The sequence below is a fragment of the Nocardia rhizosphaerae genome, from assembly GCF_042650365.1.
Lineage (GTDB): Bacteria > Actinomycetota > Actinomycetes > Mycobacteriales > Mycobacteriaceae > Nocardia > Nocardia rhizosphaerae.
This window is the reverse complement of record NZ_JBHSBA010000005.1, coordinates 250182-273591: the sequence shown is the minus strand read 5'-3', so window position 1 is coordinate 273591 and position 23410 is coordinate 250182. Positions and strand designations below refer to the sequence as shown.

General features: G+C 71.2%; 18 protein-coding genes. 8 read left to right on the top strand and 10 right to left on the bottom strand.

The features are described 5' to 3' along the window. Positions 1-88 precede the first annotated feature (88 nt). The 4 genes from ACFOW8_RS10960 to ACFOW8_RS10945 all read right to left on the bottom strand — a co-directional run bounded on the left by ACFOW8_RS10960 (position 89) and on the right by ACFOW8_RS10945 (position 8042). Complete coding sequence (locus tag ACFOW8_RS10960; RefSeq protein WP_378549508.1) at positions 89-1249, bottom strand: VWA domain-containing protein; 1161 nt, start codon at positions 1247-1249, stop codon at positions 89-91. 139 nt (positions 1250-1388) lie between these two features. Beyond that, positions 1389-4025, bottom strand: a complete 2637-nt coding sequence (locus ACFOW8_RS10955; RefSeq protein WP_378549505.1) for a DUF5682 family protein — start codon at positions 4023-4025, stop codon at positions 1389-1391. A 43-nt stretch (positions 4026-4068) separates the two neighbouring features. Next, the gene (locus tag ACFOW8_RS10950; protein WP_378549502.1) at positions 4069-5169 is read right to left on the bottom strand and encodes an ATP-binding protein; all 1101 of its coding nucleotides are present in this window, start codon (positions 5167-5169) and stop codon (positions 4069-4071) included. Continuing rightward, positions 5166-8042 (bottom strand): DUF5691 domain-containing protein, encoded by a 2877-nt coding sequence (locus tag ACFOW8_RS10945; protein WP_378549499.1) that lies wholly within the window; start codon positions 8040-8042, stop codon positions 5166-5168. The genes ACFOW8_RS10950 and ACFOW8_RS10945 overlap by 4 nt, the downstream gene beginning before the upstream one ends. 400 nt (positions 8043-8442) lie before the next feature. Here ACFOW8_RS10945 and ACFOW8_RS10940 point away from each other — a divergent pair, with 400 nt between their 5' ends. Genes ACFOW8_RS10940 through ACFOW8_RS10925 form a run of 4 tightly spaced genes read left to right on the top strand, consistent with a single transcriptional unit; the run spans position 8443 to position 12232 of the window. Then, positions 8443-11049 (top strand): AAA family ATPase, encoded by a 2607-nt coding sequence (locus tag ACFOW8_RS10940; protein WP_378549496.1) that lies wholly within the window; start codon positions 8443-8445, stop codon positions 11047-11049. Further along, positions 11046-11498, top strand: coding sequence for a hypothetical protein (locus tag ACFOW8_RS10935; protein ID WP_378549493.1), 453 nt, complete (start codon positions 11046-11048; stop codon positions 11496-11498). Before ACFOW8_RS10940 ends, ACFOW8_RS10935 begins: the two co-directional genes overlap by 4 nt. A gap of 38 nt (positions 11499-11536) precedes the next feature. Beyond that, positions 11537-11935, top strand: coding sequence for a YchJ family protein (locus tag ACFOW8_RS10930; RefSeq protein WP_378549490.1), 399 nt, complete (start codon positions 11537-11539; stop codon positions 11933-11935). A gap of 21 nt (positions 11936-11956) precedes the next feature. Further along, positions 11957-12232 carry a SelT/SelW/SelH family protein gene (locus tag ACFOW8_RS10925; RefSeq protein ID WP_378549488.1) on the top strand — a complete coding sequence of 92 codons (276 nt, stop codon included), beginning with the start codon at positions 11957-11959 and terminating at the stop codon, positions 12230-12232. A 3-nt stretch (positions 12233-12235) separates the two neighbouring features. Here the strand turns inward: ACFOW8_RS10925 and ACFOW8_RS10920 are convergent, their stop codons facing one another. Next, positions 12236-12451 carry an FmdB family zinc ribbon protein gene (locus ACFOW8_RS10920; protein ID WP_378549485.1) on the bottom strand — a complete coding sequence of 72 codons (216 nt, stop codon included), beginning with the start codon at positions 12449-12451 and terminating at the stop codon, positions 12236-12238. Positions 12452-12778: 327 nt separating this feature from the next. Between ACFOW8_RS10920 and ACFOW8_RS10915 the strand changes: the two genes are divergently transcribed. Then, positions 12779-14356: a carboxylesterase/lipase family protein gene (locus ACFOW8_RS10915; protein WP_378549482.1), complete on the top strand. Its 1578-nt coding sequence runs from the start codon at positions 12779-12781 to the stop codon at positions 14354-14356. A gap of 37 nt (positions 14357-14393) precedes the next feature. On the opposite strand, the gene ACFOW8_RS10910 is transcribed toward ACFOW8_RS10915, so the two are convergent. The 3 genes from ACFOW8_RS10910 to ACFOW8_RS10900 form a co-directional block, all read right to left on the bottom strand. After that, positions 14394-15722, bottom strand: a complete 1329-nt coding sequence (locus ACFOW8_RS10910) for a cytochrome P450 (RefSeq protein ID WP_378549479.1) — start codon at positions 15720-15722, stop codon at positions 14394-14396. 114 nt (positions 15723-15836) lie between these two features. Beyond that, positions 15837-16550 carry a TIGR03089 family protein gene (locus ACFOW8_RS10905; RefSeq protein ID WP_378549476.1) on the bottom strand — a complete coding sequence of 238 codons (714 nt, stop codon included), beginning with the start codon at positions 16548-16550 and terminating at the stop codon, positions 15837-15839. Positions 16551-16553: 3 nt separating this feature from the next. Beyond that, the gene (locus tag ACFOW8_RS10900; RefSeq protein ID WP_378549473.1) at positions 16554-18035 is read right to left on the bottom strand and encodes an LCP family protein; all 1482 of its coding nucleotides are present in this window, start codon (positions 18033-18035) and stop codon (positions 16554-16556) included. 166 nt (positions 18036-18201) lie between these two features. Between ACFOW8_RS10900 and rfbD the strand changes: the two genes are divergently transcribed. From rfbD to ACFOW8_RS10885, 3 genes are read left to right on the top strand one after another with little or no spacing between them, the layout of a single operon-like run. After that, positions 18202-19059, top strand: coding sequence for a dTDP-4-dehydrorhamnose reductase (rfbD, locus tag ACFOW8_RS10895; RefSeq protein WP_378549470.1), 858 nt, complete (start codon positions 18202-18204; stop codon positions 19057-19059). Positions 19060-19070: 11 nt separating this feature from the next. Beyond that, positions 19071-19967, top strand: a complete 897-nt coding sequence (locus ACFOW8_RS10890) for a glycosyltransferase family 2 protein (RefSeq protein WP_378549467.1) — start codon at positions 19071-19073, stop codon at positions 19965-19967. A 33-nt stretch (positions 19968-20000) separates the two neighbouring features. Beyond that, positions 20001-21080, top strand: a complete 1080-nt coding sequence (locus ACFOW8_RS10885; RefSeq protein ID WP_378549464.1) for a sugar phosphate nucleotidyltransferase — start codon at positions 20001-20003, stop codon at positions 21078-21080. A gap of 68 nt (positions 21081-21148) precedes the next feature. Here the strand turns inward: ACFOW8_RS10885 and ACFOW8_RS10880 are convergent, their stop codons facing one another. Both ACFOW8_RS10880 and ACFOW8_RS10875 read right to left on the bottom strand, forming a co-directional pair. Next, complete coding sequence (locus ACFOW8_RS10880) at positions 21149-21847, bottom strand: response regulator (protein ID WP_378549461.1); 699 nt, start codon at positions 21845-21847, stop codon at positions 21149-21151. Beyond that, positions 21844-23397 (bottom strand): sensor histidine kinase, encoded by a 1554-nt coding sequence (locus ACFOW8_RS10875; RefSeq protein ID WP_378549458.1) that lies wholly within the window; start codon positions 23395-23397, stop codon positions 21844-21846. The genes ACFOW8_RS10880 and ACFOW8_RS10875 overlap by 4 nt, the downstream gene beginning before the upstream one ends. Between the last annotated feature and the right edge of the window lie 13 nt (positions 23398-23410).

Below are 23410 nucleotides of genomic sequence, written 5' to 3'. Positions count from 1 at the left end.
CGCCCTGGTTCGCCTTCGATGACGAACCCCGCGAACACCTCCCCGTTCCACGAAACCGACCGTTCGCGGCCTGGCGAAAGTCGCGGCGTCATACGGCCGGCGCGTTGCGGTCCGCCCAGTGGGTGATATCACCACGATCGAGCGCGGTGGCAAGCAGATCAGGGAACTTGTCCGGCGTACAGGCGAAGGCGGGGATGCCGAGCGCGGCCAGCGCGGCGGCATTGTCGTGATCGTAAGCGGGGGCGCCCTCGTCGGACAGCGCGAGCAGCACGACCACCTGGACACCGGCCTCCTTCATCGCGTGGCACCGGCGCAGCATCTCCTCGCGGACGCCGCCCTCGTACAGATCCGAGATCAGCACGAACAGGCTGTCGGTGGGCCTGGTGATCAGCGATTGGGAGTAGGCGATGGCACGGTTGATGTCGGTGCCGCCACCGAGCTGGGTGCCGAACAGGACGTCGACCGGATCGCTGAGGTGGTCGGTCAGGTCGACGACCTCGGTATCGAACACCACCAGCGAGGTCTTCAGCGCGCGCATCGAGGCCAGCACCGCACCGAACACCGAGGCGTAGACGACGCTGGCGGCCATCGACCCGGATTGGTCGATGGCCAGCACCACATCACGCTGGATCGACTGCGCCTTGCGCCCGTAGCCGACCAGTCGTTCGGGGACGACCGTGCGGTGCTCGGGCAGATAGTTGGCCAGGTTCTTACGGATGGTTCGGTCGAAGTCGATATCGCGCAGCTTCGGCCGGTGGGTGCGGGCGGCACGGTTGATGGCGCCGGTCACCGCGGAGGCCGTCTTGGCGGCGATGCGGCGCTCGATCTCGCGCACCACCTTCTCCACCACCATCCGCGCGGTGGCCTTGGTGGTCTCCGGCATCACCCGATTGAGCCCGAGCAGCGTGCCGACCAGATGTACATCGGGTTCCACCGATTCGAGCAGTTCCGGCTCGAGCAGCAGCTGGGTGAGGTTCAGCCGCTGCACCGCGTCGCGCTGCATCACCTCGACGACGGTCGCCGGGAAATAGGTGCGGATATCACCGAGCCAGCGCGCCACCCGCGGCGCCGACCCGCCGAGGCCGCCGGACCGCTTCGGCGACCCGGCGGATTCGCCGGTGTTGTACAGCGCGGCCAGCGCTTGGTCCATGGCTTGGTCGGGCCCACTGGACAGTCCGCCGAGCTGGTCGTCGGCGGCGGTGCCGAGGACCAGTCGCCAGCGGCGCTTGGTGTCGTCGGATTCGGTCATGCGGTGGGCTCCTGTGGCGAGGGTGGGGCGATGCGCTGCGCGGGTGACATCGCCACGGACGCACACCGCATCGCCGACGCGGGCGCGACCGGCCGCGAGCGCGCCTGGTTCGCGCGCCGGGTGGTCGGGGACGGCGGGGTCATCGCGCCGCGCCGAGGATCATGGCCGCGGCGCGGAGGGCGACGCGTCCGCGCTCCGGGTCGACAGCGGTGGGAGCCGCGATTGTGGTCGCCGACCCGGTGTCGCGCAGAGCCTGGCCGATGGCGCGGCGCTCACCGGACTCGAAGGCACCGAAGGTGCGGCGCAGCAGCGGCAGGGTGGCCACGAACTGGTCCTCGGCGAGTTCGCGCAGCCAGTCGTCGATGCGGCGTAACAACTCTCGATCGTGCACGAGGAGCAGACCGCGGCCGCCGAGGAAACCGTCGATCCACGCGGCCTTGGCGGCCGGGGTGTTGCCGATCGACAGGGCGGCGGCCAGCCTGCGGGCCGAGTCCGCGTCGTCGATGCGGCCCGCGTCGCACAGCAGGCGCACCGCGCGGCCCGTGATCGCACCGTGCACGTCGTCACGGTCGGCGATGCGCTGCAGCGTCGCCAGCCATTCGGCGCCGGCGTGCTCGTCGTCGCGGGTGCTGACGGCGGTGTGCGCGGCGTCGATCTGGGCACGCAATGCCTCGGCGGCGTCGGTGTCGAGCCCGGTGGCGGCGCCGGGCAGGCCGGCGCAGATCCGCACCAGCAGGCCGTCGGCGACATGGGTCAGTGCCTTGGTGTCGGTGCCGCGCACATCGCCGTAGCGCAGAGTGCGGGTCAGGCCGGGCAGTGCGCCGAGCAGATGGGTCACATCGTGATCGAGCGCGGCGGCCGCCTCCAACCGGGCGATCAGCCCGTCGGTGGCGCCGCCGAGATCGGCGAGCAGCGCGATCTCGAGCGCGTCGGCGAGTTCGGTGACCGACACGCCGTCGCGGCTCGCGGTGTCGAGGATCTTGGCCTCGGCGGCCGTGCGCAGCGTCGTCCCCCATACCGCGGCCTCCACGATGCGCACCGCGAACTCCGGTTCCCAGCGCAGCGTCCAGGTCTCGCGGAAGGTGCCGGTATTGCGCACCTCGCCGACGGTCGGTGTGCCCCAGTCGATGCCGAGCAGCCGGAGGCGGTGCAGCAGGTGGGATCGCTCGACGTCGCGGTCCTTGCGCAGATCCAGATCGATGCTGCGGGCGAGCGCCTCCTGCTTCAGCCGCAGGGTTCTGCTCCTGGCCCGCAGGTCGGCCGCCAACGGGACGGTGGGCGTGTCCTCCGGCACGCCGCCGAGGGTTTCGCCGACGACCAGTTCGTCGATCACCAGCCGCAGCATGGTCTCGTCGCCGCCGCACATCACCGACCGCACGGCCTCGGTGACCTCCGCCAGGCCGGGCAGCGGCCGGTCCCGCAGCGCCGCGAGCGTATCGGCGAGACGTACGGATTCGATGATGTGCGCACTCGATACCGGCAGATCGTGCGCGCGCAGCACGCCGGCGACCTTGGTCAGCCAGCGCGCCACCGGCCGCTCGGTCTCGGTGAACAGGTGGTGATACCAGCCAGGTGAGGTGACCCCGGCCCCGTACCCCGAACTCGCGGCCAGCCGGGAATGCGTCCACGGCACCCAGGTCAGCGCGGCCTTGGTCTTCGGCATCCCACGCAGCAGCCGCGCGTCCGGCGCCGCCGGTCCGAGCGGACCCGCCAGCGCGGGCGCGTGCCAGGCTCCACACACCACGGCCACCCGCCGCGCCCCGTCTTTGAGCGTCTGCCGCAACACCTGCCGCATATACGCCTCACGCCGCAACGTGTGCTCGTCGACCACCAGCGGCGCCCACCGGTTCGTCGGCGAATCATCGAGGACGGGCCGAAGATCCGCCCCCGACGCGGCCGGGCTCTCTTTCCGAGTGTCGGCCGTCCCGGCGTCCGCCACGGGTGGCGGGTCGCCCGGCATCGGGCTGCCTGCGGGCGGACCGTGCGGTGTGGGCGCATGGGCGGTGGTCGCTGAGCCCGGTATGAAGGGTGGTGTGGGGGCGGTCGGCGGTGGAGCGCCAGGTGAGGTGCGGCTCGGTGCGGTCGTCGAGTGCGCGGTGCGGGCAGGCGGGTTGCCGTCGGTGGGTGGCGCCGGTGCCTGCGATGCGTGGTCGAGGGCATCCGCACGCAGGGCGGCCATGGCTTCGGTGATGGCGTCGAAAGCGGCACTGTCGGGGACGGTTTCGACGACCGAGTCCCACCAGCGTTCGGCGTCGTCGAATCCCGCTGCCGCGGCGAGCGTGCCGAGGGGATCGGTGCGATCGCCGCGCGAATCCTCGTCGGAGGCCAGGACGTTGGCGGCGGGCAGATCGCAGAACCGGACGGGTACCGCGTGGTCGACGCCGTACCGCATGGCCTGCCATTCCGGGGAGAACACCGCGAACGGCCAGAATGCCGCGCGGGCAGGCGAATCCGGCACATAGGCGAGCAGCGCGACCGGGGGTTCCATCGTGTCCGCCGCGACGAAGCCGACCAGCGGATCGGCATCGGCCGGGCCCTCGATGAGAATCGCGTCGGGCCGGAACTCGTCGAGCGCCATCCGCAATGACCGCGCCGACCCGGGCCCATGATGCCGGATCCCGAACACCCTGGTGACGGCGGCGGCCGGGTCGGCCACCGGTTCCCCGACGATGTCGGTGCCGTCGATCCGCGACCGCGCGGACCCGGTGGCCGTCGCGTCGGGTTCTGCGCGCGGGTCCGCGGCCGGACGGGTCCGGCCGATCGGGTGTTCACTCATAGACGACCCCCATGGTGCGAATCTCTCTCCGCCGGTGCCCGGCTCAGGCCGAGATCTCACGGCAGGCGCGGTAGAAGTCGGCCCAGTCGGGGCGTTCGCGGACCACGGCCTCCAGGTACTCGGTCCAGATGACCGCGTCGGCGACCGGATCCTTGATGACCGATCCGAGCACCGCACCCGCGATGTCGGAGGCACGCAGCACCCCGTCGCCGAAGTGCGCCGACAGCGCGAGACCGTTGGTGATCACCGAGATGGCCTCGGCGGTGGACAGGGTGCCCGACGGGGTCTTGAGCTTGGTGCGGCCGTCGGCGGTGATCCCGGAGCGCAGCTCGCGGAACACCCGCACCACCCGGCGCACCTCCTCGGCGGCCGCGGGCACGGTCGGCAGTTCCAGTGCGGCGCCGAGCTGCTCCACCCGCCTGCTGACGATGTCGACCTCGGAGTCCTCGTCGGCGGGCAGGGGCAGCACCACCGTGTTGAAGCGGCGGCGCAGCGCCGAGGACAGGTCGTTGACGCCGCGGTCGCGATCGTTGGCGGTAGCGATCACATTGAATCCCTTCGCGGCCTGGACCTCCGCGCCGAGCTCGGGCACCGGCAGCGTCTTCTCCGAGAGCACGGTGATGAGCGCGTCCTGTACGTCGGACGGGATGCGGGTGAGCTCCTCGATCCTGGCGATCGCGCCGGTCCGCATAGCGGTCATCACCGGTGACGGGACGAGTGCCGCGTCGCTCGGTCCTTCGGCGAGCAGCCGCGCGTAGTTCCAGCCGTAGCGGATGGCTTCCTCCGCGGTCCCCGATGTGCCCTGCACCAGCAGCGTCGACTCGCCACTGATCGCCGCCGAAAGATGCTCGGAAACCCAGGTTTTGGCGGTGCCGGGCACACCGAGCAGGAGCAGCGCCCGATCGGTGGCGAGGGTGGCGACCGCCACCTCCATCAACCGGCGCGGCCCGACGTATTTGGGCGTGATCACGGTGCCGTCGTCGAGGGTGCCGCCGAGCACGTAGGTCACCACGGCCCAGGGCGAGAGCCGCCACGACGGCGGTCGCGGCCGGTCGTCGAGCCGGGCCAGCGCGGCCAGCTCGTCGGCGAAGGCCTGCTCGGCATGCGGGCGCAGCAGGGTCGTTGCCGGTTCGGTGGTGGTCATCGCAGCTCCTCGAGCATGGTCGCGCGGTCGGTGAGATCGTGGGCGAGTCGGTGGAAGGCCTGCTGCCAGGCCGGGTCCTCGGTGCTGTCGGCGAGCGCGGTGACACGGCTCGCGTTGTCGACGGGCAGGTGCACGCCCGCGGCGGTGAGCAGGGCGCGGTCGGTGTAGACCCCGGCACTGGCGTGCGGTTGCCGTGCGGTGGTGCGTGCGCGCTCCCGCAGCAGGCGTAGCACGTGGTCGGCCACCGGGGTCGGCCACGGATGGCCGAGGCCGGGCAGGATCGCGTGCAGCTCGGTGAGCTGGTGGGCGTCGAGGTCGAGCACATGCTCGACCCGGTCGGCGGGGTCGAGCAGGCCGAACAGTTCCCGACGGCGCAGCACGGCTTGCTCGGTCGGGCTGGCATTGGCGAAAAGAGCACGGGCCCAGTCGGTGTCGCGCTGAGCCAGGGCCGCGTCGACCCAGCCGTCGACCACCGCCTTGGCATAGCGGGGTGGCAGCGTCGTGGTGAGCGCGGACGTCGCTGACCCGCCGGTCAGCGGGGCCCAGGTGGAAAGGGGAGTCGCCGCGATCACCTGATGCAGGGTGAGCACCGTCGAATCGGTGGTGTCCCAGCGCATTCGCGGCTGTTCCGTGCCGTCGGTGACACCGTCGCGACGCGCCGCGGCACCGACATCGGTGGGCACGGTGATCTCGAACCCGTCGCCACCGACCCTGACCCATGCCGCCACCAGCGTCGCCATCCGCTTGGAGTACGCCGAGCCTGGCAGCCGGGCGAGCAACCCGGCCGCGGTCCGGCGGACATCGCCGCGCCGGTCGTCGAGCGCTCGCTCCAGCAGTTCTTCGTCGCCCGGATGCAATCCCCGCTCGAGCAGGGCGAGCAGCTCGGCCTTGAGCGGACCCGACTCCTTGGCCCACGCGGCGCTCAGCACGGCCTGCGCGGCGGCGGGATCGGCGGCCCGCAGCGCGGCGAACCAGTCCTTGCGTTCACCGGGTGCGCCGAACAGCCAGATATCCTGCGCGCCAGAGATTTCCGTGTCATCGACGCCGGGGATCGCAGCGCCCGGGTCCACCGGGAAGGAATCCAGCAGTGAGGTCCACGCCGGATTGCGGGCCGCCAGCCATCGGCCGCGGCGTCCGGCCAGCCGCAGCAGTGGCACCCGCAGGGCGGCGTCGGAGGCCGCGCCGAGTGCCTGCACACACAGCGCGTCCGGCAGCCGGAAGTCGAACGGCGCCGCGGCGGCGAACCATTCGGGCAGGAAGGCCGACTTCTCGGCCAGCAGCCGGTGCAGCCGGGCGGCGGCCCGGCGCGGCAGCAGGCGCCGCGGATCGTCGGCGGCCGGTTCAGGCCTCGGCGCGGTGCCTGGCAGCAGGCCGCCACGCAGATACAGGTCTTGCATGGCGGCCGCCTCGAGCAGCCGTACCGCGGGTTCGCCCACCCGCGTGGGTAGTGCGGATGTCACGGCCGCGGCGACCTCGGCGCTGTCGGCACTGCGGCGGGCCGTGCCGAGCAGCGCGACCGAAACCAGTTCGGCCAGTTCCGGATTCGGCGCCACCGCGGTGGGGAACTCGGTCTCCAGATCGTGCGCCTCACCCGCGCTGAACACCGAGATCGGATCGAAGCCGCCTGCTCGCCATTCGCCGGTGACCGTCACCGGATGACCACCGGACACCGCGAGCAAGCGCCACGGCCGGACCCCGGCAGGCAGCGGCAGCGCGGCGCCGTCGGCGTCGACGAGCTGCCAGCCCTGCTCGTCGAGCACCGGGACCACCTCGGCGAGAACGGCTGGCCAGGCCTGCACCCACGGATCGGCACCCAGCGCGGCGGCGTACGCCCGTAGCGCGGCATCGATCGTGCTGCCGCCGGTCGCAGGCACCGTGGTGATCGGTTCCACGGCGCTGTGCCGGGTGCCCCACTGCACCCGCAGCGGGGCGGCGCCGGGGTAGAAATGCAGGTCGGCGTCGACCTCATGGCCGGGGGGCGGCACCTCGCCGGTGAAGTTCGCGCTGCCGAACGAGTGCTCGATCAGGACCGCCCAGCGCCCACTGCCGCGGCCACGCAGCCAGGTGCGCCGGGTGTGCAGGCGCTCCTCCTCGCTGACCCGCATGCCGAGCACCGCCCACCGGTCGCGCACCGCGGGCTCGGCCAGCACGGTCTCCGCGGGCGTCGGGTAGCCGATATGGGTGCGGATCCCGGCCTGCAACGGTTCCGGCACCGCATCGATCGCGCGATGGGCCGACACCAGCAGGTGCAGGCGGGCGTACTCGCGCAGCAGCAGCTCCGGCCAGTGCTCGGTGCCGAGTACCTGGGCGGGCAGGCGGCGCAATACCGCCGCGATTCCGGGTGCCTGGGCGTCGACCATGCGGGCCGCGATCGCCTCGTACCCGGCGAAGGAGCGATCGGCCTGGGCCAGGCCGGTGCGCACCTGATCGGTGAGCCATACCTCCAGCTCGGTCAGCCCCGCCGACACCCGCGCTCGCCGTTGCTCGACAGTCGCCTGCGACGGTGCGGCGGCCTTGGCCTTCGGCGCCGCGGCGGCCTTGGCGGCCCGGCCCGCCAGCCACTCGGTGGCGTAATCGGCAGGGGTGTCTCGGTTCGGTACCGTGCCGCCGGACCAGCCGAGCAGCAGCGACAGGGCGTGCTTGCAGGGAAACTTCCGGCTCGGGCACGAGCACTTGTACGCTGGCCCGGCCAGCTCGACGACCGTCTGATAGGGCTTGGCGCCGCTGCCATGACACAGCCCCCACACCGCGCTCCCGGCAGTACCGGTCTCGCGCCAGCGACCGGCCAGCTTGCGCGCGGCAGTCAGTGAGCTCGCGTCCGGTGCGAGCGCGCGGACCTGGGCTTCGGTCCACGGCGGCGTTCGGTCGGCCATCGCCATCCCCCGTTCTGTTCTCGCCGCAATGTCTACCGCAACCCACCGACAAACTGCCGTCGACGCCGGCGTACCGCCTGGAAACCGTTGGTTCCGTGCCGGATTCACGAACTTCCTCTTGCTGATAGCGGCAAAGTCTGGCATTCTGACCTGTTCGGCTCGCCCGGACCATCCTCGCCGCTCAACGCAGCGTAGCGCGGGTGTGAGCACCTCATCGAGCTGCCCGTCGGGGTGGACGAGGGGTGGGCATCGAGGGCCGCCGAACGGCTCGACGATGGCCATTCCACTCCGCGGGCAGATTCGCTGGGGCACTGCGCATCCCCTGGGCGAACGCCCCGCGATCGGGTAGCGTCGTGGCCGGAACCGCGTTGCGCACGGGCGCGAAGGGGGATGTCGCAGGGTGTGCTCGGATCGGATCGCCGAGGTGGTCGCGCGCGAGCTCGCGGCCGATCCCGCTGTGGAAACCCGGGTCGCCGAGTGCGTGCTCGCCGCGCTCGCCGAGACGGACGACGAGCCGAATGTGCCCGAGCAGGGCGATACCGGCGTATTCCTGCGTTCGATCGCGGTGCACGGTTTCCGCGGCATCGGGCCGACCGCGACGCTGCGGCTGAATCCCGGCCCAGGGCTCACCCTGGTTGTCGGTCGCAACGGCAGCGGCAAATCCAGCTTCGCCGAGGCCGCCGAATTCGCGTTGACCGGAGGCAACCGGCGCTGGGACGGCCGCTCGACCGCGTGGCGGGAGGGCTGGCGAAACCTGCACGAACCCGAACTGGCCCGGATCGAGGTGGACCTGCTCACCGCGGGCGCGGACAGTGCCGTCACCATCGCCACGCAGTGGGAGCCCGGTGGCGAGCTGGCCGACGCGCGCTGGACCGAGCGCCGCGGGTCGGGCCCGCCGGTCCCGGCCGATCCGTGCGGGTGGCGGCAGCGGCTCGACCTGTATCGGCCGTTTCTGTCCTACAGCGAACTCGGCGCCCTCGTCGACGGCAAACCGAGCGACCTGTTCGACGCCCTGCACCGGTTGCTCGGCCTCGACGATCTCGCCGCCGCCGCCGAACGCATCCGCCTGCGCAAGCTGGAACTCGAACGCGCGGTAAAGGATTCACGCCAGGCCAAGACCGCGCTGCTGAGCGAGCTCGCCGCGGTCGACGACGCGCGGGCCCGTCGGGTCGCGGAGCTGCTGCACGCGGCGGAGCCGGATCTGGATGCGATGGCGGCCGAGGTGGCCGGCTCGGTCGTCGACGTCGAAGGGCCCGACGGGCTTCGCGCGATCCTGCGGCTGGCCCTGCCCGACACCGCGGAGGTGGCCGAGGTGGCGGACCGGCTCGTCGCGGCGGCTGCAGACCTGTCGCTGCGGTCGACCACGGATGCAGAATCCGACCTGCGTGTCCTCGAACTGCTCACCCGCGCCCGTGCACATGTCGCCGCGAGCGGGGGCTGTCCCTGCCCGCTGTGCGGTCGCGGCGACCTGGATTCGGCCTGGCTCGCCGCCGCCGACACCGAGATCGCGCAGCGCGGTGGCAGGCTTGCCGCCCTGCGATCGGCGCGCACGGAACTCGCGGCCGCCGAGGCCGCCGCGCGTGCTCTGATCTCCCGCGTCCCCACCGAACTCGGGCCATCCGCCGGTGCCACCGCTGCCGCGTCCACGGACGCCGTGCCCGCCGAGAACGCCGAATCGGACATCGGCACGGAAGCCGTATCCGGTGGCCACGCGAAGCAGGTCACCGCGGGCCGTGTCGCGTCGGCCGCGGGTGGCGGTGTGGTCGGCGGACATGGTGGCGCCGAGACCCCGCCGTCGACCGTGTCCGGTGCGTTCGCCGGACGCCTCGCACTGGTCAGAGCGGCATGGTCGAACTGGGCCGACCTCGCCGACGCGGATCACGACGCCGGTTACCCAGAGCGTCTGCGTGTCGCGCACGCCGAGCTCACCGCCGAACTCGCTGTTCTGCACCGGGATACGCGCGCCGAACTGGACCGGCTCGACGCCGTCTGGGCGCCCCTGGTCCCGCGGATTCTGGCCTGGCTCGATCCGGCGCGTGCGGTCGCCGCCGACGCGGCCGAGCTGCGGGTGGTGCGCAAGGCCGCCGACTGGCTCAAGTCGGCCGCCGCGCGGATTCGCGGCGAGCGGATGCGTCCGCTGGAGACCACCGCCCGCTGGGTGTGGAGCACCCTGCGACAGCAGAGCAATGTGGAACTCGGCGCGATCCGGCTGCAGGGGAGTGCCGGGACGGCGCGGCGGGTGCTGCTGGATGTCACCGTCGACGAGGTGGACGGTGCGGCGCTCGGTGTGATGAGTCAGGGGGAGTTGCATGCCCTCGGCCTCTCGCTGTTCCTGCCACGTGCCACGGTGGCGCACAGCCCGTTCCGGTTCGTGATGATCGACGATCCGGTCCAGGCGATGGACCCGGCCAAGGTCGACGGCCTGGCCAGGGTGCTCGCGGAGGTGGCGACGACCCGCCAGGTGGTGGTGTTCACCCACGACGAACGGCTCGCCGAGGCGGTGCGGCGGATGCAGCTCGACGCGACCGTGCTCGAGGTGCAGCGCAGGGAGCGTTCCGTCGTCGAGGTGCGGGTCACCGGTGACCCGGTGCGCCGCTACCTCGACGACGCCAGATCGCTGCTGCGTACGCCTCAGCTGCCGCCCGCTATCGCCGACGAACTGGTCGCCACCTGCTGCCGCTCCGCGATCGAGGCCGCGGGCCTGGCCAAAGCCAGACAGGAACTGCTCGCCACCGGTCTCGACCACGCCGAGGTCGAGCGGCGGGTACGGAAAGCCCAGACCACCCGCGCCATGCTCACCCTGGCGATCATGGGCACCGGCGCCAGGGTCGACGATCTCAACAAGCACTTGAGCGCAGTCGGCGGCCGCTGGCTGGTCGGTGTGCTGCGCGACGCCACCGCGGGCGCGCACGTTCCGATCGATCGGCCGATGCGGGAATTGATCAGCGATACGGAACGATTCATCGCCTGGCTGCGTGCGCACGAACCCGCCGTGGTCCGGTCATGAACCGGCTGCGCGGTCCGGCCGGACCCGGCGGCCGTCGCGCCGCGCGCCACACCGGCCACACCCCACGCCCGTCGGTGGCCGAGCGGCTCGAAGCCGCCGAACATCTGCTGGCGGGATCGGTCAGCGACGCGGGCGGGGTGTGGTCGCGGGCGGTGGCCTGGATTCTGCGGCTCGCCCTCGAACAGGCCGTCGACGAGCTGTGGGCGCAGATCGCGCCGGAGCTCATGCGCTGCCCGATGCGCGCCCAGCTCCTCGCGTTGCGCGGGTACGCCGGACCCGAGACGGCGGGCCGGGTGGGCGCGCTGTGGGCGGCACTGTCGCGCGCCGCGCATCACCTCGACTACGAGATGGCGCCCAGCGTGACCGACCTGCGACGCTGGCGCGAGCAGACCGCCGACCTGGCCAAGGCGCTCGAGCTGGTCCCGCTGGCACACCAGCCGTTCGCCTGAGCGGCCCGGCGGTCAGCGACCTACCGCCACCCGGCAGGATGACCGGTATGGGTGAAGCGAAACCGTGTCCGTGCCGTCGTGGCGAACCATTCGAGGACTGCTGCGGCCCGATCCTGGCCGGGACAAAGCCCGCCCCCACCGCCGAATCCCTCATGCGCTCGCGCTACACCGCCTATGTCGTCGGTGATACCGGATACCTGCTGCGGTCCTGGCATCCCGATACCCGCCCCGCCGAGCTGGTCCTCGACCCGGCACAGCGCTGGCTGTTCCTGGAGATCGTCGGCACCGAGCGGGGCGGACCGTTCGACGACAACGGCACCGTCGAATTCATCGCGCACTACCGGCTCGACGGCGTGCGCGACACCATGCACGAGAACAGCACCTTCGTCCGGGTCGACGGCGCGTGGGTGTACCTCGACGGCGTGTTCGCGGCGTGAACCGTGCGCGATACTCGACTGGTGCCCAGGATCGCGATCGAATACTGCACCCAATGCCGCTGGCTGCTGCGCGCGAGCTGGATGGCGCAGGAGCTGCTCACCACCTTCGCCACCGAACTGGGTGAGGTGGCGCTCGTCCCAGGTCAGGGTGGGATCTTCCGCATCACCCTGGACGGCGAACAGCTGTGGGAACGCAAGGCCGACGGAGGTTTCCCCGATATCGCCGTCCTCAAGCAGCGCGTGCGCGACCGCATCGCTCCCGACCGCGACCTCGGCCACAGCGACCGCCGCGCCTGATCGTCAGCAGCAGCCGCCCCCGCCGCAGCAGCCGCCACCCGCCTGTCGGGGCGCCGGCGCTGGTGCGGCGCCGCGCCCGACGGTGCCGAAGGTGGTGAGCAATTTGACCGTGTCGTCGTGCCCGGCGGGGCAGGCGGCCGGATCCGACGACTCGGCCATCGGCCTGCTGACCTCGAACGTATCGTCGCAGGAACGACACCGGAAGCTGTAGTTCGGCATCGCCACAGTGTAGGCATCGCGAACCAGCGCACTTCCAGCTACCGCGACAGGCGGTCGGGTCGATCGGCCGCCGCTTCCGGACCGAGATCGGCTCTGCCGCCCGTGGCCGGAAGATCACATGGCCGAATTCACATCGTGACCACTCCGCGATCCGCCTGCCAGACCTTTCGACCGGAGCCGGGAGAGCAACCGTTACCTGCGCAGATGGTGCGTTGGACGGCCCCGAGGGGCGGGTCGACGTACTCTCGTAATGAGTCACCAGGTGCTGCGGCCGACGGGAGCAAACCCACAGGCACCCGAGTGGTCGCGCGGGCTAGGAGGTGTGCGATGAGCATTCAGTCAGATCTCGATCCCGACGTGCGGACGCACGAGACCGAGCCGCTGGCGCGCACCGAGTACGGAATGGTCAGCGGAATCTGGGACGGTCCGATCGCGGTGTGGCGCAGCGTGCCCTACGCCGCGGCCCCGGCCGGTCCGGCGCGATTCGCACCGCCGCGGCCGCCGCAACCATGGGACGGGGTCCGCGACTGCGCCGTCTTCGGCGATATCGCACCGCAGGCGATGGGCGCCATGGTTCCGGTCGACTCGGATCTGTCGATGGGTGCGGACTGTCTGTGGGTCAATGTCTGGTCCCCGCGTCCAGAACCCGCCGACACCGAACGGCGGCCGGTCCTGGTGTGGTTGCACGGCGGCGCGTACTGCTTGGGCACCGCCGCGCAGAGCATCTACGACGGCCGCAAGCTCGCGGAGGCGGGCGAGGTGGTCGTGGTGTCGGTGAACTACCGGCTCGGCGTCCTCGGGTTCCTTGACCTGTCCTCGTTCGGTGCCGATTTCGCGCCCAATCTCGGCCTGCGCGACCAGCTCGCCGCGCTGGCCTGGGTGCGCGACAACATCGCCGCCTTCGGTGGCGACCCCGGCAATGTGACGGTCTTCGGTGAGTCCTCCGGCGCCGGTTGCGTCACCGCCCTGCTCACTTCGCCTGCTGCCGCCGGGCTTTTCCACAAGGCCATCGCCCAGAGTCCGCCCGCGACCACGGTGTTCGGGCAGGAGCGGGCGGCCGTCGTCGCACAGCGGTATCTCGAACTGCTCGAACTCGGCCCCGGCGAGACCGATCGGCTGCTGGAACTGCCGGTCGAACAGCTCGTCGAGGTCGGGGCCGTGCTGCTGGACGAGGTGCCGATCAAGGAGCCGGGCAGGCTCGCCGCGGCGCCGGTGGTCGATGGCGACCTGCTGCCCGGTTATCCGATCGATCGATTCCAGCAGGGCCGATCGCACCGGATTCCGTTGCTGATCGGCACCAACCGGGACGAGGCCTCGCTGTTCCGGGTGCTGCGCTCACCGATCATGCCGGTGACCCCAGACGCGGTGAACGCCATGCTGCGCGATGTCGCCGCATCGCACCCGGAGATGTCACCGGAACGGATCGCCGAGATCACCTCGGCCTACCCTGACCTCGCGAAAACCCGTGGAGCGCTGGCCATGTCCACCGACGCGGCCTTCCGGATGCCCGCCGCATGGGTCGCCGAGGCGCATGCCGCGCACTCGCCGACCTGGATGTACCGCTTCGACTACGCCACCCCGATGCTGAAGGCGGCCAGAGTCGGCGCGGGCCACGCCACCGAGCTGCCGTACGTGTTCGGCAACTTCGGCACCCTCAACCACGACCCGACCTTCTGGCTCGGCGGCCGCAAGGCCTCGGTCGCGGTGTCGGGGCGGATGCAGCGCCGCTGGCTGGCTTTCGCCGAACACGGCGTGCCCGCGGCTCTCGACGGCTCCAAGCACTGGCCGCACTACCGACCTTCGGCCCGCACCACCCTGCTCATCGACACCATCGACCGGGTGGTGGACAATCCCGACGCCGACCTGCACTCCGCGTGGGGTGATCAGGCCGTCGGCTTCAGCTGAGCGAGACGTCCCCCAACCAGGAGGCACCGGTCCCGGCTCAGCTGTGGCTGGCGGCGTCGGCGAGCCCGTCGGGCGCCGCCGCGCGGGCGACCGGTCCGAGGTCGACCGGCATGTGCTCGAAACCGTGCAGCGTGAACAGATTCCGCCGGGTCGGCTTCCCGCGTAGCCGCAGACCGGGATAGCGGGTGTACAGCGCGCGCAGGGCGTGCACCGCTTCCATCCTGGCCAGGCTGGCGCCGAGACAGGCGTGGATGCCGCTGCTGAAGGCCACGTGTTCGCGCAGGTTGGGGCGGTCGATGTCGAAGCGGTGTGGCTCGCCGAAGATCTCCGGGTCGCGGTTGGCCCCGGCCAGCGACAGGATGACGGTGCTGCCCTCGCGCACCGGGAACCCGTCCACCTCGACGTCTTCCAGCGCCTGCCGCGCGGTGGTCTGCACCGGTGGATCGAAGCGCAGCGTCTCCTCCACCACATCCGGCCAGCGGTCGGGATCGGCGGCGGCCTTGGCGAGCTGCTCGGGGTTGGCCGAGAGCGCCGCGATCGCGTTGCCGATCAGGTTGACCGTGGTCTCGAACCCGGCACCCATCAGCAGGCTCGCGCCCGCTTGCAGTTCCCGCAGGTTCAGCTCGCCCGAGCCGACCAGCGTGGAGAGGATGTCGTCGCCGGGTGCGCGGCGCAGCTCGGCGATATGGGCGGCCAGGTACTCGTCCATCGCCTCGATGGCGACCATCGCGTCGCGGAAGGCGTGCCACGAGGTGCCGATATCGAGCAGCGGGGTCACCCGATCACCCCAGCGCAGGAACAGCTCCCGGTCGGCGGCGGGGAAACCGAGCATGTCGGCGATGATCGCGATCGGCACCCTGGCCGCGAAATCGGTGATCAGATCGACCGATCCGTGCGCGGGCATGGCGTCGAGCAGTTCGGCGGTGACCACCTCCACCGCGTCCCGCAGCCGCGCGATAGCGCGCGGGGTGAACGCCGAGGACACGGGTTTGCGCATTCTGGTGTGCTCGGGTGGATCGAGTACCAGCATCGACGGCGGCTCCACCGGATTGGGCGGCACCGTGACGCGGGCGGCCAGTGAGCGCCACGGTGCGGGCAGTTCGCCGCCGAGTGCCTGCCTGACCCCGAATCGGCTGTCGCGCAGGATGCCGCGGACGGTGCGGTGGTCGAAGGCGGCATAGGCCACCGGTGTCCGCCGGATCCCGCCCTGCTCGCGCAGGTCGTCGATGAGCGGGTACGGATCATTCTGGCCGCGCTGTCCGCTGAGCAGGGTGGCGAACGGTTCACCCCGGCGTCGTTGCCAGCGCAGGATCGCCCGCGGCGCTCCGTGCTCGGCCGACCACCGCAACCAGTACTGGACACTCATCGCCACCCCTGCCGCTCTGCCGAATGGATCTCTCCACGGTACGGGCTTTCCTGGCAGACCGAAACGTGTTCCAGTCGGACTCGGACCTATACCTGGGTAGGAGATCGCTGGGCCTCAGCGCCGGACCGTCACCCGTTCGGTCGTGGCCCGGTGCTCGGCGGCGGCCGGGTCGGGATTGACGACCTGGACCAGGGAGGCACCGGCGGCGAGCACGGCGATGAAGCCGTCGATCAGTTCGGCCGGGGTGTCCCACGGCGCGCTCGACAGCACCCGGTCGCCGGCGGAGATGCCCTGCGCCGCCGCCGATTTCCTGGCCTCGGCGAGTACCTGCGGGACCGAGAGCCCGTCGAGAGCGGCACGGAAGCCGCCCGGATGGAACTGGTCACCGTGCACGCGCACCGCGGTCGCGAAATCGGTGACGCCCACCGGCAGGTCGCGCACCGGCGTCCCCATGGCGTCCAGCGAAAGCGCCGCCACCTCGTCGACCCCGTCGGCGTCGTCGATCCGGTCGGGGGTGACCAGCGCAAGGTCGGCGTCGGGATCGGGGGCGAGCACGACCTCGGTCCCGGCCCACCAGCAGCCGAGCAGCACGGCCGCGGTCTGCCAGTGCGCGGGCAGCAGCACCGCGACTCTCGCGCCCGGGCTCAGCGCGAATTCGTCACGGAGCAGGTTGGCCGTTTTGGCGGCCCAGTTGGCCAGGGTCAGGCCGGACAGCTCGATGCGCGCGCCGGTGGCGTCGTCGTACCAGGTGACACGCGGACCGGCGGGGTCTCGCTCGAGGATCGGGTCGAGGAGGGCCTCGGTGAGGGTCGAATTCGGCTCACGCATTGTTCAGTTCACGCATTTCGGTCCGTTCTGGCCTGCGTCGATCGGCGGGGCTGGCGGTACTGGCGTCGCGGTCGCCGAGGATGTTCCGTCGAAATCGAACATGCTCGCGGCGGCCGAGCCCGGACCAGAATAGTCGCTCGCCAGCACCGCGCTCACCGTATCCGGCGACAGTGACGGATCCGCGAGCACGGGCAGCCCGCCGAGTGCCTCGGCGACTGCGGCCGCCTTCGGATCTTCGGCGTCGGCGGCGAGCACCCGGCTCGAACTCACGCTGCCGCCGGTGTAGTTCCCCACCAGGCCTTCGCGGAAACCCTTGCCGGTCAACGTCGTCGACACCCTGGCCGCGAGACCGGTGGTGCCGCCCGCGTTCAGCACGCTCACCGTCACCGTCGACGGGTCGACCTTCGGGGTGTCGTCGGTGGACCGTTCCTCGCCCACCAGCCCGGCGACATAGTCCTGCACCGCCTTCGGCTCGACCCGGACCACCGACTCACCCGCCGAGGTCATGCCGTTGAGGTCGGCCACCGGAATCGTGTCGAACTCGACGTTGCCGCCCGACAGATCCGACAGCTGCTGCAGGAAGGCCAGCACGTCCCAGTCCTCGTCGAGGACAACGGTCCGGCCGACCGCCTCGCTGATATCGCTGAGTTTGCCCGGATTTGCCAGCACCTTGGCATTGAGTAGCTGCCGCACCAGCTGGGCCATGAACACCTGCTGACGCACGATCCGGTCGATGTCACCGCGTTGCAGGCCGTGCCGCTGCCGTACGAAGCTCAGTGCCTGCTGTCCGTCGAGCCGCTGGGGGCCCGCCGGGAAGTCCGCACCCGACATCCATTCGTCGACCGCGTTGTTCAGGCACACCTCCACGCCGCCGACGGCATCGGTGAGCAGCACGAAACCGAGCAGACTCACCTCGGCGTAGTGGTCGACGGTGATGCCGGTGAGGGAGGCGACCGACTTGATCAGCGCGGTGCGGCCCGCCTTGGTGGAGTCGCGCTCGGCCGCGGCCTCGGTGGCGCCCTTCTCGAGCAGCTTCGCGCGTTCGGTCTCCTTGGTGGCGCCGTAGGCGGAGTTGATCTTGCCCTTGCCCTGGCCGGGAATGTCGACGTAGGAGTCGCGCGGGATGGAGATCGCGGTGGCCGAGCGGCCGTCGTTGGGTACCCGGATCAGCACGATGGTGTCGGTATTGGTGCCCACCTCGTCGCCTGCGTGCAGCATCGCGCGTTCGGCGGAGGTCAGCGGATTGCCGTGCGCGTCGGTGCGGCTGTCGACCCCGACGAGCAGGATGTCGACGGCACCGTCGCGGCCACCACCGAGGCCGAGCCCGCCGATCCGGTCGATATTGGCGATCAGATTGTCCACACTCCGCCAGGCGAATCCGGTGAGCGCGAGCACCAGGACCGCCGCGATCGCCACGATCACCTGCACCGGACCGAAGGCACCCACTCGAGTGGCCACGGTCGGTGGTCTGGTCGACTCTCGCATCGCGCATCCTCTCGACGAACTCCGCGCCCAGCTCCGTATCTCCCCCGGCAAACCCCGCCATCGCGTGAACCCAGGGCTCATCCGCCGAAACCGGCCATCACAGGCTAACCAACAGTTACCACAGTCGCGCCGAACCGCAGGTGTCCCGGCGTGCCAGACTGGCCGCGTGAACACCGATTTCCCCGCCCCATCCCGCTTGATCGTAACCGGAGCGCGCGGGCTGCTCGGGCGCGAGATCCTGCGGCTGGCGCCGACGGCCACCGGGCTGGGCAGGGCCGAGCTCGACATCACCGACCGCGTCGCCGTCGACGCCGCGCTCACTCCGGGCGCGGTGCTGATCAATTGCGCGGCCTACACCGCGGTCGACGCCGCCGAGACCGATCGCGAGGCCGCCTTCGCCGCGAACGCGACCGGCCCCGCCGTGCTGGCGGCCGCGTGTACCGCGGCGCGGGCGCGGCTGATCCATGTCTCCACCGACTACGTCTTCCCCGGCGACGCGGACACCCCGTACGAACCCGGCGACCCGACCGGTCCGGCCACCGTCTACGGGCAGTCGAAGCTGGCGGGCGAGCAGGCCGTGCGTGAGCTGTGCCCGTCCGCGCAGATCGTGCGCACCGCCTGGGTGTATTCCGGGGTGGCCGGGGACTTCGTGGCCACCATGCGCAGGCTGGAGGCCGAACGCGACACCGTCACCGTGGTCGCCGACCAGCTCGGCTCACCGACCAGCGCCGCCGATCTGGCCGCCGCGCTGCTGGAACTGACCACCCGCCCGGACGCACCCACGCTCCTGCACGTCACCAACTCCGGCACCGCCAGCTGGTTCGACCTGGCCACCGCGGTGTTCGGCGAGCTCGGCGCCGACCCGGCCAGGGTGCTGCCCTGCGATTCGAGCGCCTTCCCGAGGCCGGCGCCGCGCCCCGCCTACTCGGTGCTTTCCCCCGCGGCGTGGGACGAGGCCGGGCTCACCCCGCTGCGTTCCTGGCAATCCGCGCTGACCGACGCGCTACGGCGCGTCGCCGACTAGGCTGCCCAGTCGTGAACGCAGCCGATTCCGCGGCCCCAGCGGGCCTTGCCGTCGTCACGGTGACCTATTCACCGGGCGAACACCTCGAGCACTTCATCACCACCCTTGCCGACGCGACCAGCGAGAAGCCGCAGGTCATCCTCGCCGACAACGGATCGACCGACGGCGTTCCCGAACTGGTCGCCGAGGCCAACTCGCACGTGCGGCTGCTGCGCACCGGCGGCAATATCGGCTACGGCGGTGCGATCAATCGCGCGGTCGCCGAGATCGACCCGTCGATCGAGTTCGTGATCCTGGCCAACCCGGACATCCGCTGGGGTGTCGACTCCATCGACACGCTGCTCGCCGCCGCGCAGCGCTGGCCGCGGGCGGGCGCGCTCGGCCCGATGGTCCGCGAGCCGGACGGCAGCGTCTATCCCTCGGCGCGCCGGGTGCCCGGCCTCGCCGACGGCGCGGGCCACGCGATCCTCGGCACGATCTGGCCGAAGAACCCGTGGTCGGTGCGCTACCGGCAGGAGAACGAGGAGATCTCCGAACGGGTCGTCGGCTGGCTGTCCGGCTCCTGTCTGCTGGTGCGGCGCTCGGCGTTCGACAGCATCGACGGCTTCGACTCGCGCTACTTCATGTACATGGAGGACGTGGACTTCGGTGACCGCATGGGCAAGGCGGGCTGGCACAATGTGTTCGTCCCGGACGCCGAGGTGACCCACGCCAAGGGGCACGCCGCGGGCAAGCATCCCGAACTGATGCTGCCCGCCCACCACGCCAGCGCCTACCGTTTCCAGGCCGACCGGCATCCGCACTGGTGGCAGGCACCGTTGCGGGGTGCGCTGCGCGCCGGACTTGCGGTCCGCTCCCGGATTGCGGTTCGATCGGCGCTGCGCGAGAAAGCGCGAACCGGCGCCTAGGGGTACCGGTCCACCGTGAACAGGGGAAACTCGATGGCAGGCAATGCAGGCACCGACGCGGTCATCCTCGTCGGCGGACAGGGCACGCGGCTGCGTCCGCTCACCCTCTCGGCGCCCAAGCCGATGCTGCCCACGGCGGGGCTGCCGTTCCTGACCCACCTGCTGGCCCGCATCGCCGAGGCCGGGATCACCCACGTGGTGCTCGGCACCTCGTTCAAGGCCGAGGTGTTCGAGGAGCATTTCGGTGACGGCGCCGAGCTCGGGCTCGAGATCGAGTACGTCACCGAGACCGAACCGCTCGGCACCGGCGGCGGCATCCGCAATGTGCTGCCCAAGCTGCGCGCCGACAACGTGATGGTGTTCAACGGCGACGTGCTCGGCGGCACCGACCTCGGCGCGATCCTCGACACCCATGAGTCGAGCAACGCCGATGTCACCCTGCACTTGGTGCGGGTGAGCGATCCGCGCGCGTTCGGCTGCGTGCCGACCGACGACGAGGGCCGGGTCACCGCGTTCCTGGAGAAGACCCAGGATCCGCCGACCGACCAGATCAACGCCGGCTGCTATGTGTTCCGCCGCGAGTACATCGAGAAGATCCCGACCGGTCGCCCGGTGTCGGTGGAGCGCGAGGTCTTCCCCGCGCTGCTGGCCGAGGGCGCGCGCGTCCAGGGCCATGTCGACGCGTCGTACTGGCGCGACATGGGCACCCCGGAGGACTTCGTGCGCGGCTCGGCCGACCTGGTCCGCGGCATCGCGCCCTCACCCGCACTGCCGGGACAGCGGGGCGAGTCGCTGGTGCATCCCGGTGCCGGCGTGGCACCGGGCGCACTGCTGATCGGCGGCACCGTGGTCGGCCGCGGCGCCGAGATCGGCGCGGGCGCGCGACTGGACGGCGCGGTGATCTTCGACGGCGCGGTGGTGGAGGCCGGTGCGACCGTCGAGCGGTCGATCGTCGGGTTCGGCGCCAGGATCGGCCCGCGCGCGCTGGTGCGCGACGGTGTGATCGGCGACGGCGCCAATATCGGTGCCCGCTGCGAGCTGCTGCGCGGTGCCAGGGTGTGGCCGGGCGTCGAGATCCCCGACGGCGGCATCCGCTTCTCCACCGACGTGTGAGCTGGTCGTGGCGCGCGTGGCGAGCCTGACCCGCCACGCGCGCCGCTCCAACTCCGGTACCGGGTCTACTACGCCCCCGCCCGCCAGCGATAGCGGGTCTTCGGCCGCCCGGCGCGCCCGTAGTCGGCGCGCCGCTCGGCCAACCCGTCGTCGGCGAGTTTCTCGAGGTACCGCCACGCGGTGATCCGCGAAACACCAACGGCGGCAGCGGCATCGGTGGCGGTAATGCCCGACTCGGCCGAGCGCACCGCCCGCGACACCTCCTCCAGCGTGTGTTGCACAACGCCTTTGGGCGCACCGGCCCGCTGATCGGCGGTGCGCAGCGCGCCGAGCGCGCGGTCGATGTCGTACTGCGACAGTGCCGCCTCGCCGGCGGGCAGCGCGGTGTCGAAATCGCGGTAGCGTTCCAGCTTCTCGCGGAACGCGGCGAAGGTGAACGGCTTGAGCAGATACAGCACGACGCCGTGAGCGACCGCGTTGCGCACCATGTTCAATTCCCTGGCCGAGGTGATCGCGATGACATCCGGCCGCGGTTGCAGGCCGGTGAGCGCCGCGGCGACCTCGAGTCCGCTGATATCCGGCAGGCCGATGTCCATCAGCACCAGGTGGAACGGCTTGCCGTCGGCGATCGCCTCGGCCGCCATGGTGAGCGCGTCGTGGCCGGTGTGGGCGACGCCGCCGGTGACGAAGCCGTCGAGCCGCTCGAGGTAGGCCCGGTGCGCCTGCGCGATCAATGGCTCGTCCTCGACGATCAGGACCCGGATCATGACTTCTCCCTCAGCGGAATTCGAACGATGACCGCGCTGTGTGGTGCGGCCGTTGTGGTGATGACACCGCCGTGCCGATCGACGAGGCGGTGCACGAGCGCCAGGCCGAGCCCGGCGTGGTCGGATTTGGTGGTGTAGCCGCGTTCGGCGGCGCGCGCGAACATCTGCGCCGGCATGCCAGGACCGCTGTCGCCGACCCGCACCAGCAGTTCGGCGCCGCGATGCTGGACCGTCACCGTCACCCGCTTGTCGACGGTGCCCGCGGCGGCATCGATCGCGTTGTCGACCAGGTTGCCGACCAGGGTGACGGTCTCGTGCGGTGACAGCGGATCGGTGGAGTCGAGTGCGGTGTCCTCGCTGATGGCCAGGGTCACTCCGCGCTCGGCGGCCTGATCGACCTTGCCGAGCAGCAGCGCGGCAAGCGCGGCGTCGCCGACCGAGGCCAGCAGCCGGTCGATGAGGACCTGGGACAGTTGCAGCTCCGCGGTCGCGAAGGCGACGGCCTCCTCCGGGCGGCCCAGCTCGACCATGGTGACCACGGTGTGCAGCCGATTGGCTGCCTCGTGTGCCTGGGCGCGCAGCGATTCGGCGAAGCCGCGCACCGAGTCGAGCTCGCCGAGCACCGCACGCAGCTCGGTCTGGTCACGGATGGTGAGCACGGTGCCGATCGGCTTGCCCTCCCAGCTCACCACGTCCTGATTGACCAGCAGCACCCGGTCGGTGGTCACATGGGTCTCGTCCCGCACCACGCCGGCGCGCATCTGCTGCAGGGACACCGGCAGATCGCCGCGGTGGACCGGGCCGTCGGGCAGGTCGAGCAGCGTGCGGGCCTGATCGTTGACCACCTCGGCGGGCCCCTGGTTCGTCCCGAACACCACCAGGCCCTCGTGCACCGAATGCAGCACGGCGTCGTGGTGTTCGTAGAGCACGCGCAGTTCGTCGGGCGCCAGACCGTGGGTCTGGCGGCGCAGCCTGCGGCTGATCAGGAACGACGACAGCGCCGCCAGCGCGAGGCCTGCCGCCGAGACCCCGAGGATCACCGGCAGCTGGGAGGCGACCTGCGTGCTGATCCTTGCCCTGGTGACCCCGGCCGAGACCAGCGCGACCACCCGGCCGTTGTCGTAGACCGGGGTGACCGCGCGGATCGAAGGGCCGAGCGTGCCGGTGAATGTCTCGGTGAAGGTCTGCCCGGCCAGCGCGGGGTCGATGGTGCCGTAGAACGGCTTGCCGATGAGTTCGAGGTTGGGGTGGGTGTAGCGGGTGCGGTCGGGGGCCATCACCACGATGAAGTCCATACCGGTGTCGGCGCGGATGCGTTCGGTGGTCGGCTGCAACAACCCGCTCGGGTACGGCGAGTTCACCGCGGCCAGGGTCGACGGCGCACGGGCCACCGTGACGGCCACATCGCGGACCTGGAGTTCGGTCGCCACGTCGTGGTCGCGACTGGCGTCGAGGAAGGCCAGCGCGGTGCCGGTGCCGATCATCAGCGCCAGCACCACCAGTTGCCAGACGAAGGCCTGTCCGGCGAGCGACAGTTGCCGTCGTCGCATTGTGCCTCCACCT